The sequence below is a fragment of the Sulfitobacter sp. F26169L genome (genome assembly GCF_026410285.1).
Taxonomy (GTDB): domain Bacteria; phylum Pseudomonadota; class Alphaproteobacteria; order Rhodobacterales; family Rhodobacteraceae; genus Sulfitobacter.
This window is the reverse complement of sequence record NZ_JAPMLP010000003.1, coordinates 91,534-106,166: the sequence shown is the minus strand read 5'-3', so window position 1 is coordinate 106,166 and position 14,633 is coordinate 91,534. Positions and strand designations below refer to the sequence as shown.

19 protein-coding genes are annotated in these 14,633 nt (G+C 56.1%); 14 read left to right on the top strand and 5 right to left on the bottom strand.

Going from position 1 to position 14,633, the window contains the following annotated elements; translation table 11 throughout:
* Positions 1-13 precede the first annotated feature (13 nt).
* A complete protein-coding gene (locus OS189_RS07330) occupies positions 14-466 on the bottom strand; it encodes a c-type cytochrome (protein WP_267166645.1) in 453 nt (150 codons plus the stop codon).
* 123 nt (positions 467-589) lie between these two features.
* Between OS189_RS07330 and OS189_RS07325 the strand changes: the two genes are divergently transcribed.
* Positions 590-799 (top strand): DUF1858 domain-containing protein, encoded by a 210-nt coding sequence (locus OS189_RS07325; RefSeq protein WP_267166644.1) that lies wholly within the window; start codon positions 590-592, stop codon positions 797-799.
* Here the strand turns inward: OS189_RS07325 and OS189_RS07320 are convergent.
* Entirely contained in the window at positions 789-1,511 is a 723-nt protein-coding gene (locus OS189_RS07320) for a Crp/Fnr family transcriptional regulator (RefSeq protein ID WP_267166643.1), read from the bottom strand. The genes OS189_RS07325 and OS189_RS07320 overlap by 11 nt on opposite strands.
* 142 nt (positions 1,512-1,653) lie before the next feature.
* Here OS189_RS07320 and OS189_RS07315 point away from each other — a divergent pair, with 142 nt between their 5' ends.
* From OS189_RS07315 to OS189_RS07305, 3 genes are all read left to right on the top strand, one after another.
* The gene (locus OS189_RS07315) at positions 1,654-2,085 is read left to right on the top strand and encodes a pseudoazurin (protein WP_267166642.1); all 432 of its coding nucleotides are present in this window, start codon (positions 1,654-1,656) and stop codon (positions 2,083-2,085) included.
* Between the two features lie 68 nt (positions 2,086-2,153).
* Positions 2,154-3,371 carry a copper-containing nitrite reductase gene (nirK, locus tag OS189_RS07310; RefSeq protein WP_267166641.1) on the top strand — a complete coding sequence of 406 codons (1,218 nt, stop codon included), beginning with the start codon at positions 2,154-2,156 and terminating at the stop codon, positions 3,369-3,371.
* An 18-nt stretch (positions 3,372-3,389) separates the two neighbouring features.
* Positions 3,390-4,193: a formylglycine-generating enzyme family protein gene (locus tag OS189_RS07305; RefSeq protein WP_267166640.1), complete on the top strand. Its 804-nt coding sequence runs from the start codon at positions 3,390-3,392 to the stop codon at positions 4,191-4,193.
* On the opposite strand, the gene OS189_RS07300 is transcribed toward OS189_RS07305, so the two are convergent.
* The 3 genes from OS189_RS07300 to OS189_RS07290 all read right to left on the bottom strand — a co-directional run bounded on the left by OS189_RS07300 (position 4,160) and on the right by OS189_RS07290 (position 6,090).
* A complete protein-coding gene (locus OS189_RS07300; protein ID WP_267166639.1) occupies positions 4,160-5,215 on the bottom strand; it encodes a YeeE/YedE family protein in 1,056 nt (351 codons plus the stop codon). The two genes, OS189_RS07305 and OS189_RS07300, sit on opposite strands and share 34 nt — an antisense overlap.
* Positions 5,216-5,265: 50 nt before the next feature.
* Positions 5,266-5,574, bottom strand: coding sequence for an ArsR/SmtB family transcription factor (locus OS189_RS07295; protein ID WP_267167006.1), 309 nt, complete (start codon positions 5,572-5,574; stop codon positions 5,266-5,268).
* 135 nt (positions 5,575-5,709) lie between these two features.
* Positions 5,710-6,090, bottom strand: coding sequence for a thioredoxin domain-containing protein (locus OS189_RS07290; protein WP_267166638.1), 381 nt, complete (start codon positions 6,088-6,090; stop codon positions 5,710-5,712).
* Between the two features lie 69 nt (positions 6,091-6,159).
* Here OS189_RS07290 and OS189_RS07285 point away from each other — a divergent pair, with 69 nt between their 5' ends.
* From OS189_RS07285 to OS189_RS07240, 10 genes are all read left to right on the top strand, one after another.
* Entirely contained in the window at positions 6,160-6,900 is a 741-nt protein-coding gene (locus tag OS189_RS07285) for a cytochrome c biogenesis CcdA family protein (RefSeq protein ID WP_267167005.1), read from the top strand.
* 14 nt (positions 6,901-6,914) lie between these two features.
* Complete coding sequence (locus tag OS189_RS07280; RefSeq protein WP_267166637.1) at positions 6,915-7,478, top strand: thioredoxin family protein; 564 nt, start codon at positions 6,915-6,917, stop codon at positions 7,476-7,478.
* Between the two features lie 119 nt (positions 7,479-7,597).
* A complete protein-coding gene (gene soxX / locus OS189_RS07275) occupies positions 7,598-8,074 on the top strand; it encodes a sulfur oxidation c-type cytochrome SoxX (RefSeq protein ID WP_267166636.1) in 477 nt (158 codons plus the stop codon).
* Positions 8,075-8,107: 33 nt separating this feature from the next.
* Positions 8,108-8,524, top strand: coding sequence for a thiosulfate oxidation carrier protein SoxY (gene soxY, locus OS189_RS07270; protein ID WP_267166635.1), 417 nt, complete (start codon positions 8,108-8,110; stop codon positions 8,522-8,524).
* A gap of 20 nt (positions 8,525-8,544) precedes the next feature.
* Complete coding sequence (gene soxZ, locus OS189_RS07265) at positions 8,545-8,874, top strand: thiosulfate oxidation carrier complex protein SoxZ (RefSeq protein WP_267166634.1); 330 nt, start codon at positions 8,545-8,547, stop codon at positions 8,872-8,874.
* 25 nt (positions 8,875-8,899) lie between these two features.
* Positions 8,900-9,745 (top strand): sulfur oxidation c-type cytochrome SoxA, encoded by an 846-nt coding sequence (soxA, locus tag OS189_RS07260; RefSeq protein WP_267166633.1) that lies wholly within the window; start codon positions 8,900-8,902, stop codon positions 9,743-9,745.
* A gap of 96 nt (positions 9,746-9,841) precedes the next feature.
* The gene (soxB, locus tag OS189_RS07255; protein ID WP_267166632.1) at positions 9,842-11,545 is read left to right on the top strand and encodes a thiosulfohydrolase SoxB; all 1,704 of its coding nucleotides are present in this window, start codon (positions 9,842-9,844) and stop codon (positions 11,543-11,545) included.
* Positions 11,546-11,574: 29 nt separating this feature from the next.
* Positions 11,575-12,858: a sulfite dehydrogenase gene (soxC, locus tag OS189_RS07250; protein WP_267166631.1), complete on the top strand. Its 1,284-nt coding sequence runs from the start codon at positions 11,575-11,577 to the stop codon at positions 12,856-12,858.
* Positions 12,842-13,924 (top strand): c-type cytochrome, encoded by a 1,083-nt coding sequence (locus OS189_RS07245; RefSeq protein WP_267166630.1) that lies wholly within the window; start codon positions 12,842-12,844, stop codon positions 13,922-13,924. The genes soxC and OS189_RS07245 overlap by 17 nt, the downstream gene beginning before the upstream one ends.
* Positions 13,925-13,970: 46 nt before the next feature.
* Positions 13,971-14,633 carry a c-type cytochrome gene (locus OS189_RS07240; protein ID WP_267167004.1) on the top strand — a complete coding sequence of 221 codons (663 nt, stop codon included), beginning with the start codon at positions 13,971-13,973 and terminating at the stop codon, positions 14,631-14,633.

Below are 14,633 nucleotides of genomic sequence, written 5' to 3'. Positions count from 1 at the left end.
TTATCCTTTCCCCTTAACCCGCATCATTGGGCGGCCAGCCCAACGTGTCGGTTTGGTCTGCCCAACGCAGAAATTCTGCCAGCCCGCGGATTTCCTCATCCGTCAGGTCATAGCTGGGCATCTGGCGACGTCCTTCGATGCCGCTTGGTTGTGCTTCGATCCAGCCTTTCAGAATTTCAAACGCGGCCTCGGGATCGTCCAGCACACCCCAGCGGGTCATTACGTTGCCGACCTCGGGTGCAAAATACGCGCCTTCGCCGTGTAGCGAATGGCAGTTCACGCATGAAAAACGCTCCCAGACGTGTTTGCCGAGGATCACCTCGTCAGAGAGCGGCATTCCTGCGGTTGATGTCTTGACCACGTGGCGGTGGCTGTCGACAGCGAGCACGATGAAAATTGCTACGAAGAAAAGTGATCCTGCGTAGAATATGTTTCGTGCCCTCGATTTCGTTAAGATTTCAGCCATTTTTTAGGCCCCTAGTGGTTATTGGATACCGCGTTGTAACCGGAGCCGCGTTTGGGGAGTTTGTGCCAGCGCAATGTTTGATGCTGTTTGCCGTGCTATTTCTGACGTCAGAAGGAGGCAGCAATGAAAGCCAGAAAACTTGATGATCCTGATTTACCACTAAGTGAATTACTGGCTGAATGGCCTGAAACCATTGTCGTATTCATGCGTCACAGGATGTTGTGCGTGGGGTGTTTGATCAACCCGTTCCATTCTGTGCTGGACGCCTGCACCGAATACGGGCTGAACATTGATAGCTTTTACGAAGAGTTGCGGGAGGCAGTCAGCCTGTAGCGCCAGACAGCAGCACAAGCCGGTGCGGATCACAAACGGTTATGCGTTTGCGCCCGCTGGATATCAAACCGTGCTTTTCCCACCCGCTCAGGGTGCGGCTGACGGTGTGCAGGGTGCTGCCGGTCATTTCGGATAAATCCTGTCGAGTGATCGGGAAATCAATCTCGATCCCGCCCTCTACCTTTCGGCCGGTTTGGTTGACGAGGCGCAATATTGCGTTCGCGATGCGCTGTTCCACCTGCTGGGTCGCCATCTCCATAATCCGGTTATTCATCTCACCCAGACGTGTGCCCACTGTTTTGTATGTCTCGGTTGAAAAGCCTTCATACTGCGCCACAAACGTATCCCAGAGCCGTGTCGGCCACGACAGGGCGAGCGATTCTGCTGCTGTAACGGCAGTTGCGGGGTAGGTTGTATGCCCCAATGCCTTGGCAATCCCGAACAACTGGCCGCCAGGGATATGCATAACGATCACCTGCTCCCCACTGGGGCTGATGCGCACAACGCGGATATAACCATCCAGAAGCATGAAAAACCGTTCGGCACTGCGACCTTCTTCGAACACAGCGCTGCCTTCATCATAGCGGCGCGCACTGGCCTGATCCAGAATTTCGCGGATTTGGCGGCTGTCGAGTTTTGAAAAAGGCGGAAGGCCCGTCAGCAGGCTTTCGTCGAGTCGAAAATGTGGTCTAGCGCGCTTTGCATTTCTCATAGGGGCATATTGCACAAACTTATTCGCGTGGCCATCAGTTTGATCTGGATCAAGAAAAGGCCACTATTTTGGTTGTCCCAGCGCAAAGTAGGGCGCCTCCGCAACGCTAGTATATGGGCAACTGAAATCGAAAGGACATACCATGTTTCGTAAATCGCTTATCACTCTTGCAGTTGGCCTTAGCTTCGCAGGCGCGGCATATGCCGAAGTTCACGAGGTGAAAATGCTGAACAAAGGTGAAGAGGGCACCATGGTTTTTGAACCTTCGTTCCTCAAGATTGCAAGCGGTGACAGTGTCGTCTTTCGCGCAAGCGACAAAGGGCACAACGCCGAAACTGCAAAGGGGTTGATACCAGACGGGGCTGAGGGCTTCAAAGGCAAGATCAATCAGGAGATTGAAGCCACTTTCGAGGTGGACGGTGTTTATGGCGTGATCTGCAAGCCGCACTTTGCCATGGGCATGGTGATGACCATTGCCGTTGGCGATGTCGAAGCCGCCCCGAGTGATTTCCTTGAGGGGCGTTTGCCGAAAAAGGCAAAAGAACGCTTCGAGGCGCAGTTGAGCAATTTCTAACACAAAAACTTTCAGTGGTGCTGGACCGGCAGGTGCAGACCGCACATTCCCTTCCAATGGAGGACACAATGACCAAATTTGTAAACCCGGGCCTCATGAAAACCAGCCGTCGTAACGTTTTGCGCGGATCCGTTCTTGCCGGTGCGGCAGCACTGACAGGCAGTGGCGCACTGGCCGCTGCACGTGCGCCCAAAATGAGCATCGCTAACGCAACATCGGAAAAGCTTTATAAAGCAGCAGCTAAGCAGGCCGCCGATAGCAAGGCAAAACCTGCAGATCTGTCGGGCTACACCCGTGTCAAGCAAGAGATGGTTGCGCCGCCCTATGCGCCGGTTCACGAACAGGTTGCAACCGGCGGGCCGAAGATCATCGAAGTGACAATGGACACCACTGAACGTTTGATGGTGGTGGATGAGGATACCGGCGCAAGCGTGTGGGCGCTGACCTACAATGGCTCTGTCCCCGGTCCGCTGATCATCTGCCACGTGGGCGACATGGTGGAGCTTACTTTGCGCAACCCAGCCGACAGCCAGATGGAACACAACATCGACTTTCACGCCTCGACCGGCGCGCTGGGCGGTGGTGGTTTGACCCACGTTTACCCTGGTGAGGAATGTGTCCTGCGCTGGAAAGCAACAAAGCCCGGGTGTTTCACATATCACTGTGCCCCCGGTGGCGCGATGATCCCGTACCACGTTTGCCACGGCATGAACGGCGCGGTGATGGTGCTGCCGCGGGAAGGCCTGACAGACAAGGACGGCAACCAACTGAAATACGACAAAATCGCCTACATCGGTGAGCAGGATTACTATCTGCCTATGAACGATGACGGTACCTATAAGGAATACGCCGCCGCCGGTGATGATTACTCTGACAGTCTGGATGCGATGCGTACTCTGGCACCGACCCATTGTGTCTTTAACGGGGCGGTAGGGGCGATCACCGGTGAAAACGCAATGAAATTCAACGTGGGTGAAACCGTGCTGATGATCCACAATCAGGCCAACCGCGACTCGCGGCCACACCTGATCGGCGGACACGGTGACTTCGTCTGGGAAACCTCGTTCGCCGAAGCTCCGATGACTGGTGTCGAGACATGGTTTGTACGGGGCGGAACAGCTATGGCTGCGATGTACACATTCGAGCAGCCCGGTGTTTATGCGTACGTGAACCATAACCTGATCGAAGCAGCCCTTCTGGGAGCAACCGCACACTTCATCGTTGAGGGTGAGTGGAACAATGACCTGATGGAACAGGTCGTAGCACCACGCGCGTTCGCAACCTGATGCGTTAGGAGAAAGAGAATGACTGTCGCCAGTTCCCGCATTGTGATGATGCAAAGACTTGGACGTCTGGCTGTGCTGGTTGGCTTGGCGGCAGTTGGTGTCACTGCGGTGCAATACTACAAACGCGGGGCGGATTTATTGCCGCCCCCGTTGATGGCTGAAAAACCGGTTGTCATGCCCGATGGTTCAGCGCTTTACGTCCAGAAATACGAAGTAACAATTGCCGAGTGGAATGGGTGCCACGCCGCCGGAGCCTGTAATCAGGTTTTGAAATCGCAAGCCGGAAAGCCCGACGACAGGATGCCGGCCACCGGCCTGTCTTATGTAGATGTCGGTGAATATCTGCTATGGATCAGCGAAGCCACCGGTCATGATTTTCGGCTGCCCACACTGCCTGAATGGCAGTATATGGCCGCCGAAGTCTTGCCAGAAGAGCCTGACCCGATTTTTACCTCGCCCGAGCTTACATGGGCCTCTGCCTATCTGACAGCCCCGCAAACGAAGCGGACGCTGAGAGAGCAGGGCACCTTTGCGACCACCTCGCAGGGGATCGTTGATCTGAACGGCAGCGTTTGGGAATGGACCTCGGAGTGTTACGCAGGGGCGTCGAATGGCTACATCACGCCTGATCGGTGCCCCGCTTTCTTTCTGGGCGGTGAACACGTGGCCGCCATGTCATTTCTGGAGCGTGATCCCGCACGGGGGGGCTGTGCCGTTGGTGTGCCGCCCGCGCATCTGGGAATGCGGCTGGTCAGCGATAGGGCACCCGGATTGCATCGGAGACGGGATCAGACAGGTGGTGCAAAGCCCCAGATCAATTGACGCAATCCCAGTGCCGCACCTGCCATAATGCATATTAACGTCAGCGGCGCGCTGTAGGACAGCACCGAGAACGCTGATAGACCCTGGCCAATGCTGCATCCGACAGCAACAACCGCGCCAACGCCCATCAGCGCCGCCCCGAGAATCTGACGGCGCAATTCGCGCGGATCATCACAGGCTTCCCAGCGAAAATGCCCTTTGATCAGGCTTCCCGCCAGCGCGCCCAGCACAACGCCGATGATTGATCCGGTGCCAAAACCGATCGTGTTGCCCGACGATGTCATCACATACAGAATGCTTTCTCCGATGGGGGCGGAAAACGTGTGGCTTACCACCGGAATGGCGTCAAAGCCCCGGCTTGCAATCCATTGCGTGCCAGCCCAGCCCGATACAATCGCAACGCCCGCCACTGCCCCCCACAGGATGTGGCCGGGCGCGTGGCGCAAACTGCGGCTGAGCAGTGTCAGCACAAGGATCAGACAGCCAATCGCGATCCCGGCAGTGGGCGTTGAAACCCCGAGGATTTGCGCCGTGCTAAAGGCAAATCCATCTGGCGCAGGTGCCGGTTGCGTTTCGCCAAACAGCCACAGGCGCAGCGTGGACAGGGGGCCGCCCAACGTCACATAAGCGCTGATCCCCATGACCAGAACAATCAGAAGCGAGCGTAGATCGCCGCCCCCAACACGCGCCAGTGCGCCATAGCCGCAGTTGCCCGCCAGCGCCATGCCATAGCCGAACAACAATCCGCCAACGATGCTTTCCATCGGGTTCCACATCCGCCCGATATAAAGCGTCTGCTGAAAATCCAGCAGCCCCAAAGCAGACAGACCGAACGTGCCGATCACCGATACACCGATCGCGACGCCCCACATACGCAATCGCAGCGGGCTTTCGCCGTAATACAAATCCTCTATCGCGCCGAGCGTACAGAAGCGGCCAATGCGCGCGGCCAGCCCCAGCAGGACGCCGCCGAACATGCCGACAAGAGCGGCCAGCACCGGCTCTGATACAAAATCAAACATAGCAGGGCGCGCGCACAGGCGTTATCGGGCGGTCAAAGGGGCGGACCGGATCAGGAATTTCGGCAAAACAGTTCATAGACAACTTCCATGATCTGTTTGGGCCGCTCGTCCGTCAGGCTGTAGTAAATCGTCTTGCCATCCCGGCGCGGAGTGACCAGCCCTTCAAGGCGAAGCCGTGACAGCTGCTGCGAAACGGCTGCCTGACGGGCGGATAACAGTTGTTCAAGCTCTGTGACGGATTTCTCGCCAGAGGCGAGGTGACACAGGATCATCAGTCGCCCTTCATGGCTGATTGCTTTCAGAAAGTTGGACGCCTCGACAGCACTGGCCGCCATTTTGTCCATATCATCCGGACACATGTTAACATCAAAAACAGGCAATCCCGTTTTTTCACCTACACCGGAATCCGTATCGGCATCTATCGCCGCAGCATGTGTATCCATTAACCTATATGTCCTTTCGCGCATGTTCAGGCGCGGTCCGATTATAATTTGTTACTCGGTCAAATCAACGTTGGCGCGTTGTAACATCTGTTTCAACAGCCCCCAGAAGAAATCCTCACCCGGGTAGCCTTCGATACGTGATGCTTCCTTGCCGTCGACGACCAGCACAAATGTGGGGGTAAAAAAGAACGAGCGCTCGAACTCGATATCGTCGGGGCGGGGGCCGTGAATATCGATCCGGCGCAACGGGGCGGCGCGCCCTTCAGGGGTTTTGGGGTAAATTGGTGATACTTCCTCATTCCAGCGGGCGCACCAGATACAGCCGTGTTCCTCCACCATGACCAGGTTGGCCTGAGCAGGGTTTTGTGCGGACACGACTATCGCGCCGGTGAGCACCAGCAACACGCTGAAGAAGAAGGCTCGTAATGACATGAAATTTGACCTTTACTTATCAGATAACGTAATATGAATATGTGAATGACACAAGGGCGGGACGTTGCGATGATGGACATTACCTTTGCCGGGGCTGCGTTTGCGGGGCTTCTTTCGTTTCTGTCGCCCTGTATCCTGCCGATTGTCCCGTTTTATCTGAGCTATCTTGCCGGTGTCGGCATGAACCAGATTTCGGCCGATGCGACAATCGACGGCAGGACACGCACCCGCGCCGTGCTGGCCGCGTGTTTCTTTGCTGCGGGTGTGATTACCATCTTTATGGGGCTGGGCGCTGCGGCCAGCGTGTTCGGACAGGTTGTGCGCGAATACTTTGACATTCTGCGCTGGATCGCCGCGGCGATCATCATTGCTATGGGGCTGCATTTTCTGGGGGTCATCCGTATCGGCATACTCTATCGCCAGATGCGCGCGGATTCCGGCAACACCTCAAACGTCAGCCTTATGGGCGCTTATGTGATCGGTCTGGCGTTTGCCTTCGGGTGGACGCCCTGTGTGGGGCCGGTGCTGGCGGCGATCCTGTTCACGGCGGCGGGAGCGGATACCGCCTCGACCGGCGCGTGGCTGCTGTTTGTGTACGGGGTTGGTATGACCGCACCTTTCATTCTGGCGGCCCTGTTTATCGGCCCCTTCATGCGCTGGATGCAGAAGTTCCGTAAACATCTTGGAAAAATTGAGAAAATCATGGGTGTGATGCTGATTGTTTTTGGTTTGTTGATCGCCACGAATTCGGTGAATTACATCGCGCAATGGATGCTGGAGGTGATGCCCACCTTTGGCACAATAGGATAACGGGAGGAAATCAGATGAGACAACTGTTCACAGCCGGTATCGCGGTTCTGATGATGGCAACCGGTGCCCTCGCAGCAGGGCTGGGGGATGACGGCCTGCACAAAGCCCCGTGGATGCGCGACACGTTCAAGGACCTTGGCGAGGATCTGGAAGAAGCCAATTCGGAGGGCAAACGCCTGATGGTAATGATTGAACAGCGTGGCTGCATCTATTGCAAAAAGATGCACGAAGAAGTGTTTCCGGTCGAGGAAATCGCCAATTACATCGACGAGAATTTCTTTGTTGTGCAGATCAACATGTTTGGCGATATCGAAGTCACGGATTTTGACGGCACAACCTTGCCGGAGAAAGACATGGTGAAACGATGGGGGGCGCTGTTTACGCCCACAATCCTGTTTTTCCCTGAAGAGGCGGGGGATGACCTGCCTGCATCACAGGTGGCTGTCGCGACAATGCCCGGTGCGTTCGGGCGGCACACAACGTTCAACATGCTGAATTGGGTGGTCGAGCACGGCTATGAAGGCGAGGAAAGCTTTCAGAAATACCACGCGCGCAAATTCGCGGAACAAAGCCAATAACGCGCGACGATGAACGTTGCGGATGCATCAGATAATATAATTCAGTTTATTGAATTTGTTGTTGCGTCCCGGCAAAACTGTGCGCTACGGTATGCAGTACACAGTCTTTGGGAGGACTTATGAGGATTTCTGTCATCACAGCCATAACGGCGGGTGTCGTAGCATCGGGTGCATTCGCACAGGAGGTCGCGCCAACCGACGTCAGCTATACCGAGGGCGCTGTAGAACAGTCCCTGACCGGCGTTGCAGGTGACCCTGCAAACGGCCGCATCATCGTGGGCGACAAGGGGCAGGGCAACTGCGTTGCATGTCATATGGTCACCGATCTGGCCGAAGAAGTGCCGTTTCACGGTGAAATCGGCCCGATGCTTGATGGCGCGGGAGAACGGTGGAGCGAGGCTGAATTGCGCGGGATCGTCGCGAACGCAAAGATCATGTTCGAAGACAGCATGATGCCGTCCTTCTACAAGACGGAAGGGTTTGTCCGTCCCGGAAACGCCTATACGGGCAAGGCTGCGGACGAGACATTCGGCCCGCTTTTGTCCGCGCAGCAGATTGAAGATGTTGTCGCATACCTTGCGACGCTGAAAGAATAATCAAACCCCACGGGGGATGAAGGAGACAACACAATGGAAATGACCAGACGCAATGCGATTGCAATGGGGGCAGGTGCCCTTTTGATTGCAGGTCTGCCTGTGCGCGTATTCGCGGCAGCAGAAGACCTGATTGCAGAGTTCACGGGCGGTGCCGAGGTGGGTGCCGGCGATATCACACTGACTGCGCCGGAAATCGCTGAAAACGGTAACACAGTGCCGATCGAGGTTTCCTCGGAAACCGCTGCGGAAATTCTGGTTCTTGCGATGGGTAACCCGACGCCTGCGGTCGCGACATTCAAATTCGGCAAACTGGCGGCGTCCCGCTCTGCATCCACACGCATCCGCCTTGCGGGTACGCAGGATGTAGTTGCAATCGCCAAGCTGGATGACGGCACATTTGTGCAGACATCAAGCACTGTCAAAGTAACAATCGGCGGCTGCGGCGGCTAAACTCTTCAAGGAGAATTAACATGGCATCTGGTGTAAAACCTCGCGTCAAAGTACCCAAAAAGGCAACAGCCGGTGACTCGATCACCATCAAAACGCTGATCAGCCACAAGATGGAATCCGGCCAGCGCAAGGATAAAGAAGGTAACGTAATCCCGCGCTCGATCATCAACCGCTTTACCTGTGAATTTAATGGTGAAAACGTGGTCGATGTGACGCTGGAACCCGCGATTTCGACAAACCCGTATCTGGAATTTGAAGCCATGGTCCCCGAGGCCGGTGAGTTTAAGTTCACATGGTACGACGACGACGGCTCGGTCTATGAAGAAACAAAAGAAATCACAGTAGGCTGAACGCAGACTTCTTGGGAGGGATACTATGCGGATATTAACGGGCGCCGTTATGGCGGCACTACTTTCGACATCGGGCGCGTTTGCGGATCCGGTTGACGATAATTTGGTCCTCAACGAAGAGACGGAAATGGTGGTGCGTACTGCGGCACCTGATCATGTCTCCGAGGCGCTGGACGAAGTGATGTCGGGCTGGTTGTTCCGCGGGACAGAAACTCGTGCGATGCAGATGGACGATTTTGACAACCCCGGCATGATTTTTGTCGAGCAGGGAATGGATACATGGTCCAAGGTGGACGGAAGCGAAGGTAAATCCTGCGCATCCTGTCACAACGATATCGACAGCATGGCGGGTGTCAAAGCCACCTATCCCAAGTGGAACGAAGCAGCCGGTGAAGTTCGCACCTTGCAGATGCAGGTGAACGATTGCCGGACGGAGCGCATGGGCGCGGAAGCGTGGAAATACGACAGCGGCACAGCGATCAACATGGAAGCAGCGCTTGCGTCCGTCTCCCGTGGGGTGCCTGTGAATGTTGCCATTGACGGTCCTGCGCAATCGACGTGGGAAAAGGGCAAGGAAATGTACTATACCCGTACAGGTCAGTTGGAATTGTCTTGCGCTAACTGTCACGAAGACAGTTACGGCATGATGATCCGTGCAGACCACCTGAGCCAGGGCCAGATCAACGGTTTTCCTGTTTATCGTCTGAAAAACACCAAGCTGAACGGCTCTCACTCCCGTTTCAAAGGGTGTATCCGCGATACGCGCGCCGAGACATACAGCCCCGGCAGCCCCGAATTTGTTGCGCTTGAGTTGTATGTTGCATCACGCGGCAACGGCCTGAGCGTTGAGGGCCCTTCCGTCCGCAACTAACAGTACGCGTAAACCCCGCCCGAGCGATCGGCGCGGGGTTTTTCGCATCCAACCCATTCAATCATGCGCATATGTATGCGTGACAGGAGCCTTGAGATGATTTCTCGCCGTGATTTTTTACAAACCAGCATGGCCGCCGCCGCTCTTTACGGCACTTCGGGTTTTGGCAATTGGGCGCGGCTGGCGGCACAGCAGGCGATGACGCAGGACAAGCTGCTGGAGTTTGACACCTTCGGGAATGTCTCGCTGATCCACATTACGGATATTCACGCGCAGCTAAAGCCGATCTATTTCCGCGAACCGTCGATCAATATCGGGGTTGGTGGCAACAAAGGTGCGGTGCCGCACGTCACAGGCGCGGATTTCCGCAAGCTGTACGGCATTGATGACGGCAGCCCGTCTGCTTACGCCCTAACATACAACGATTTCAGCGCACTTGCGCAAAGCTATGGCCGCGTCGGCGGGTTGGATCGTGTTTCAACCGTAATCAATTCTATCCGCGCAGACCGTCCTGATGCGCTGCTGCTGGATGGTGGTGATACATGGCACGGCAGCTATACCTGCTACCACACCCAAGGTCAGGATATGGTAAATGTGATGAACGCGCTGAAACCTGACGCGATGACATTCCACTGGGAATTCACGCTGGGATCGGAGCGGGTAAATGAAATCGTTCAGGGGCTACCCTTTGCCGCCCTTGGCCAGAATATTTTTGATGCGGAGTGGGACGAGCCGGCAGAGCTGTTCCCGCCGTATAAATTCTTTGAACGTGGCGGCGTCAAAATCGCCGTCATCGGTCAGGCCTTCCCCTATATGCCCATCGCCAATCCGGGTTGGATGTTTCCGGAATATTCTTTCGGTATTCGCGATGAAAACATGCAACAGATGGTTGATGATGTCCGTGCGCAGGGTGCCGAGCTGGTTGTTTGCCTGTCGCACAACGGCTTTGACGTAGACAAACAGATGGCGGGCAAAGTGACAGGCATTGATGTGATCCTGTCGGGCCACACCCATGACGCGCTGCCCGAACCGGTGCTGGTGGGCGATACGATCATCGTCGCCTCAGGCTCCAACGGGAAATTTGTCAGCCGTGTTGATCTGGATGTTCGCGACGGGCGGATGATGGGTTTCCGGCACAAGCTGATCCCGATCTTTTCCGACGTTATCACGCCGGACCCCGAAGTGACCAAGGTGATTGATGCACAGCGCGAACCATATGCAGACGCATTGAGCGAAGTGATTGGCCGCACAGCAGATGATCAACTGCTTTATCGCCGCGGTAACTTTAACGGCACGTGGGACGATCTGATCTGCGATGCGCTGATTTCCGAGCGTGAGGCGGATATTGCCATGTCGCCAGGTGTGCGCTGGGGGCCGTCGATCCTGCCCGGTCAGGACATCACGCGCGAAGACATCTGGAACGTAACCTCGATGAGCTACGGCGAAGCCTATCGCAACGAGATGACAGGCGAATTCCTGCATGTCGTGCTGGAAGACGTGGCCGACAATCTGTTCAATCCCGATCCCTACTACCAGCAGGGCGGTGATATGGTGCGCGTGGGTGGCCTTGGCTACCGGATCGATGTGAGCAAGCCGCAGGGCGAGCGGATCACCGAAATGACGCTGCTGAAAACAGGCGAGGCGATTGATCCGTCCAAAACCTATCAGGTAGCGGGCTGGGCCTCTGTCAACGAGGGCACAGAGGGGCCTGCGATCTGGGATGTTGTCGAAGCGCATATTGCCAAGCAGGGAACAGTCTCGCTCGATCCCAACAACAGTGTGAAAGTGGTTGGCGCGTAAGCGGACCGCAGAAGAAGGAGTGTATTCCCATGTCAGACCATGACACACCGAATGGAACATCACGGCGCGCGTTCTTGCGCGGTGCCGCCGCAGCGGGGGCAGGCGCGTTAACCGCGACGACAGCCAAGGCAGCAACGCCTGATCCGCTGATCACAGAGCTACAACCATGGGCACAGTCGTTTGGCGACGGTGTCGATGAAACACCCTACGGCCTGCCGATCCGGTTCGAGGATGACGTGGTGCGCCGCAACGTGGAGTGGTTGACGGCGGATACCATCAGTTCGATCAACTTCACGCCGATCCACGCGTTGGACGGAACGATCACACCGCAAGGCTGCGCGTTCGAGCGTCACCACTCCGGCGCGATCGAGTTGAGAAAAGAAGATTACCGGCTGATGATCAACGGTCTTGTGGATACGCCCCTTGTGTTCACCTACGCTGATCTGGAGCGGTTTCCGCGTGAAAATCACGTGTATTTCTGCGAGTGTGCCGCGAATTCGGGGATGGAATGGGCAGGTGCGCAGTTGAACGGCGCGCAATTCACCCACGGTATGATTCACAACATGGAATACACCGGCGTGCCGCTGCGCACCCTGCTGGAAGAGGCGGGTCTGGATACGGCTGGCGATCTCAAGGACAAGTGGGTGTTTGTCGAGGGTGCGGATGCGTCCTCCAACGGCCGCTCGATCCCTATGGAAAAAGCTTTGGACGATGTGCTCGTCGCGTTCAAGGCAAACGGCGAGGCATTGCGTAAAGAGCACGGGTATCCAGTACGCCTCGTCGTGCCCGGTTGGGAAGGCAACATGTGGGTCAAATGGATCCGCCGGATCGAAGTGACTGACCAAGCTGTTGAAAGCCGGGAGGAAACGTCGAAATACACCGACACGATGGCGGACGGGACAAGCCGCAAATGGACGTGGGCGATGGACGCGAAATCTGTTGTGACCAGCCCCAGCCCGCAGTCCCCCATCACGCACGGCAAAGGGCCGTTGGTGATTTCCGGTCTGGCGTGGTCGGGTAACGGTGCGATTACGCGTGTCGATGTCTCCAAGGATGGTGGCATGACATGGGAAACTGCGCGACTTTCCAAGCCCGGAGAGAAAATGGCGCTGACGCGCTTCTATCTGGACACCGAATGGGACGGTTCGAAAATGATGCTGCAAAGCCGCGCCATTGACGAAAGCGGATACATCCAGCCGACAAAGACGCAATTGCGTGACGTGCGCGGCCTGAACTCAATCTATCACAACAACGCAATCCAGACATGGCTGGTACGCGAGAACGGTGAGGCGGAAAATGTCGAAGTATCTTAAATCAACAGCACTCTTGACCGCTCTGTCACTGGTGGCCAGCCCCGCCATGGCAGATAAATTCGGCCTCGGGCGTACAGCCTTGCCCGAAGAAATTGCTGCGTGGGACGGTGATGTCAGCCCTGATGGTATAGGATTGCCCGCAGGCTCCGGCGATGCGATTGACGGCGAGGTTCTGTTTGCCGACAAATGCGCCGCCTGCCACGGTGATTTCGCCGAGGGGATTGACAACTGGCCGAAACTGGCAGGCGGGGCAGATACGCTTGACCGCGAAGACCCGCTAAAAACGGTCGGGTCGTATTGGCCCTATTTGTCAACTGCGTTTGATTACATCAAACGTTCGATGCCGTATGGTGATGCCGGTACGCTGACGGATGATGAAACATACGCGCTTGTCGCCTACATCCTTTATTCCAATGATCTGATTGAAGACGATTTTGTGTTGTCAAAAGAGACGTTCTTTAACGTGGAAATGCCAAACGCCGACGGTTTTTTTGTCGATAACCGCCCGCAGACGGAATACGCGCAATGGTCGGGTGAGCCATGCATGGAAAATTGCAAGGATGAACCGGTAAAAGTCACCATGCGCGCCATGGTGCTGGACGTAACGCCGCAGGACGAGGGAGAAGCCGCCGCTGCGGAAGAAGAGGCGGCCGCGGCGCAGGAGCCTGAATCAGTGGTTGCCGAAACCCCCGCTGCCCAACCCGAGCCAGAGGCGGAACCCGCTGTTGCGGCTGCATCATTTGACGCAGCGCTTGCCGCGGACGGTGAAAAGGTGTTTCGAAAGTGCAAAGCGTGCCATCAGGTCGGTGACGGGGCCAAAAACAGGGTTGGTCCAATCCTCAATGGCATCGTCGATCATCCGGCAGGTGCGGTCGACGGTTTCAAATATTCCAAACCGCTGATGGCCGCTGCGGAAGACGGTCTGGTCTGGTCCGAAGCGGAACTGGCCGCATTTCTTGAAAAGCCAAAAGACTATTTGAAAGGCACAAAGATGTCTTTCGCTGGCCTCAAGAAAGAAGAAGACCAGCTGGCCGTGATTGAATATCTGAAATCATTTGCGGACTAACCCCGTGAAAGCAATCTGGCCCATAAATGTTACTCTTGCCGCCGTTATGGTGGCAGGGGCCACGCTTGCCAGTGAAGACGGTGACCGCGAAAGAGGCGAACAAGTATTCAGGCAATGCGCATCCTGCCACGAAGTCGGCGAGGGCGCAAAGAACCGCGTCGGTCCCCATCTTAACGGCGTTTTCGGGCGGACGGCGGGAACCATTGAGGGTGTTAAATACTCGAAAAACATGATCCGCATGGGCAATGACGGATTGATCTGGACCGACCGGACGCTGGACGCCTATCTTGAAAATCCCCGTGCGCTGGTATCCAAAACACGGATGAGCTTTCGCGGTATCAAGGATGCGCAGGAGCGACGGGATGTTCTTGCGTATTTGCGGGTGTATTCGGACGATCCTTCAAATATCCCTGAGGCAGAACCGACCGCGCGCGGCACCGATCATGATCTGGACCCTGCCATTCTGGCCCTGAAAGGGGATCCTGAATACGGTGAATACCTCGCCAGTGAATGTCAGACCTGTCACCAGTCCAGCGGCGCAAATGACGGTATCCCGGGCGTAAGCGGATGGCCGGAAGAAGATTTTGTTGTTGCGATGCACGCTTACAAGCGCAAACTCAGACCGCACCCCGTCATGCAGATGATGGCGGGACGTTTGTCTGACGAAGAGATCGCAGCGCTGGCTGCGTATTTCAAAGACCTCGAATAG

Coding starts and splice junctions, on each gene's coding strand:
- OS189_RS07240 (WP_267167004.1), top strand. CDS start 13,971: ATGGTGGCAGGGGCCACGCTTGCCAGTGAAGACGGTGACCGCGAAAGA.
- soxB (WP_267166632.1), top strand. CDS start 9,842: ATGATTTCTCGCCGTGATTTTTTACAAACCAGCATGGCCGCCGCCGCT.
- OS189_RS07320 (WP_267166643.1), bottom strand. CDS start 1,511: ATGAGAAATGCAAAGCGCGCTAGACCACATTTTCGACTCGACGAAAGC.
- OS189_RS07285 (WP_267167005.1), top strand. CDS start 6,160: ATGATGGACATTACCTTTGCCGGGGCTGCGTTTGCGGGGCTTCTTTCG.
- soxY (WP_267166635.1), top strand. CDS start 8,108: ATGGAAATGACCAGACGCAATGCGATTGCAATGGGGGCAGGTGCCCTT.
- soxX (WP_267166636.1), top strand. CDS start 7,598: ATGAGGATTTCTGTCATCACAGCCATAACGGCGGGTGTCGTAGCATCG.
- OS189_RS07290 (WP_267166638.1), bottom strand. CDS start 6,090: ATGTCATTACGAGCCTTCTTCTTCAGCGTGTTGCTGGTGCTCACCGGC.
- soxC (WP_267166631.1), top strand. CDS start 11,575: ATGTCAGACCATGACACACCGAATGGAACATCACGGCGCGCGTTCTTG.
- OS189_RS07305 (WP_267166640.1), top strand. CDS start 3,390: ATGACTGTCGCCAGTTCCCGCATTGTGATGATGCAAAGACTTGGACGT.
- OS189_RS07315 (WP_267166642.1), top strand. CDS start 1,654: ATGTTTCGTAAATCGCTTATCACTCTTGCAGTTGGCCTTAGCTTCGCA.
- OS189_RS07295 (WP_267167006.1), bottom strand. CDS start 5,574: ATGTGTCCGGATGATATGGACAAAATGGCGGCCAGTGCTGTCGAGGCG.
- OS189_RS07300 (WP_267166639.1), bottom strand. CDS start 5,215: ATGTTTGATTTTGTATCAGAGCCGGTGCTGGCCGCTCTTGTCGGCATG.
- OS189_RS07245 (WP_267166630.1), top strand. CDS start 12,842: ATGTCGAAGTATCTTAAATCAACAGCACTCTTGACCGCTCTGTCACTG.
- OS189_RS07325 (WP_267166644.1), top strand. CDS start 590: ATGAAAGCCAGAAAACTTGATGATCCTGATTTACCACTAAGTGAATTA.
- soxZ (WP_267166634.1), top strand. CDS start 8,545: ATGGCATCTGGTGTAAAACCTCGCGTCAAAGTACCCAAAAAGGCAACA.
- OS189_RS07330 (WP_267166645.1), bottom strand. CDS start 466: ATGGCTGAAATCTTAACGAAATCGAGGGCACGAAACATATTCTACGCA.
- nirK (WP_267166641.1), top strand. CDS start 2,154: ATGACCAAATTTGTAAACCCGGGCCTCATGAAAACCAGCCGTCGTAAC.
- OS189_RS07280 (WP_267166637.1), top strand. CDS start 6,915: ATGAGACAACTGTTCACAGCCGGTATCGCGGTTCTGATGATGGCAACC.
- soxA (WP_267166633.1), top strand. CDS start 8,900: ATGCGGATATTAACGGGCGCCGTTATGGCGGCACTACTTTCGACATCG.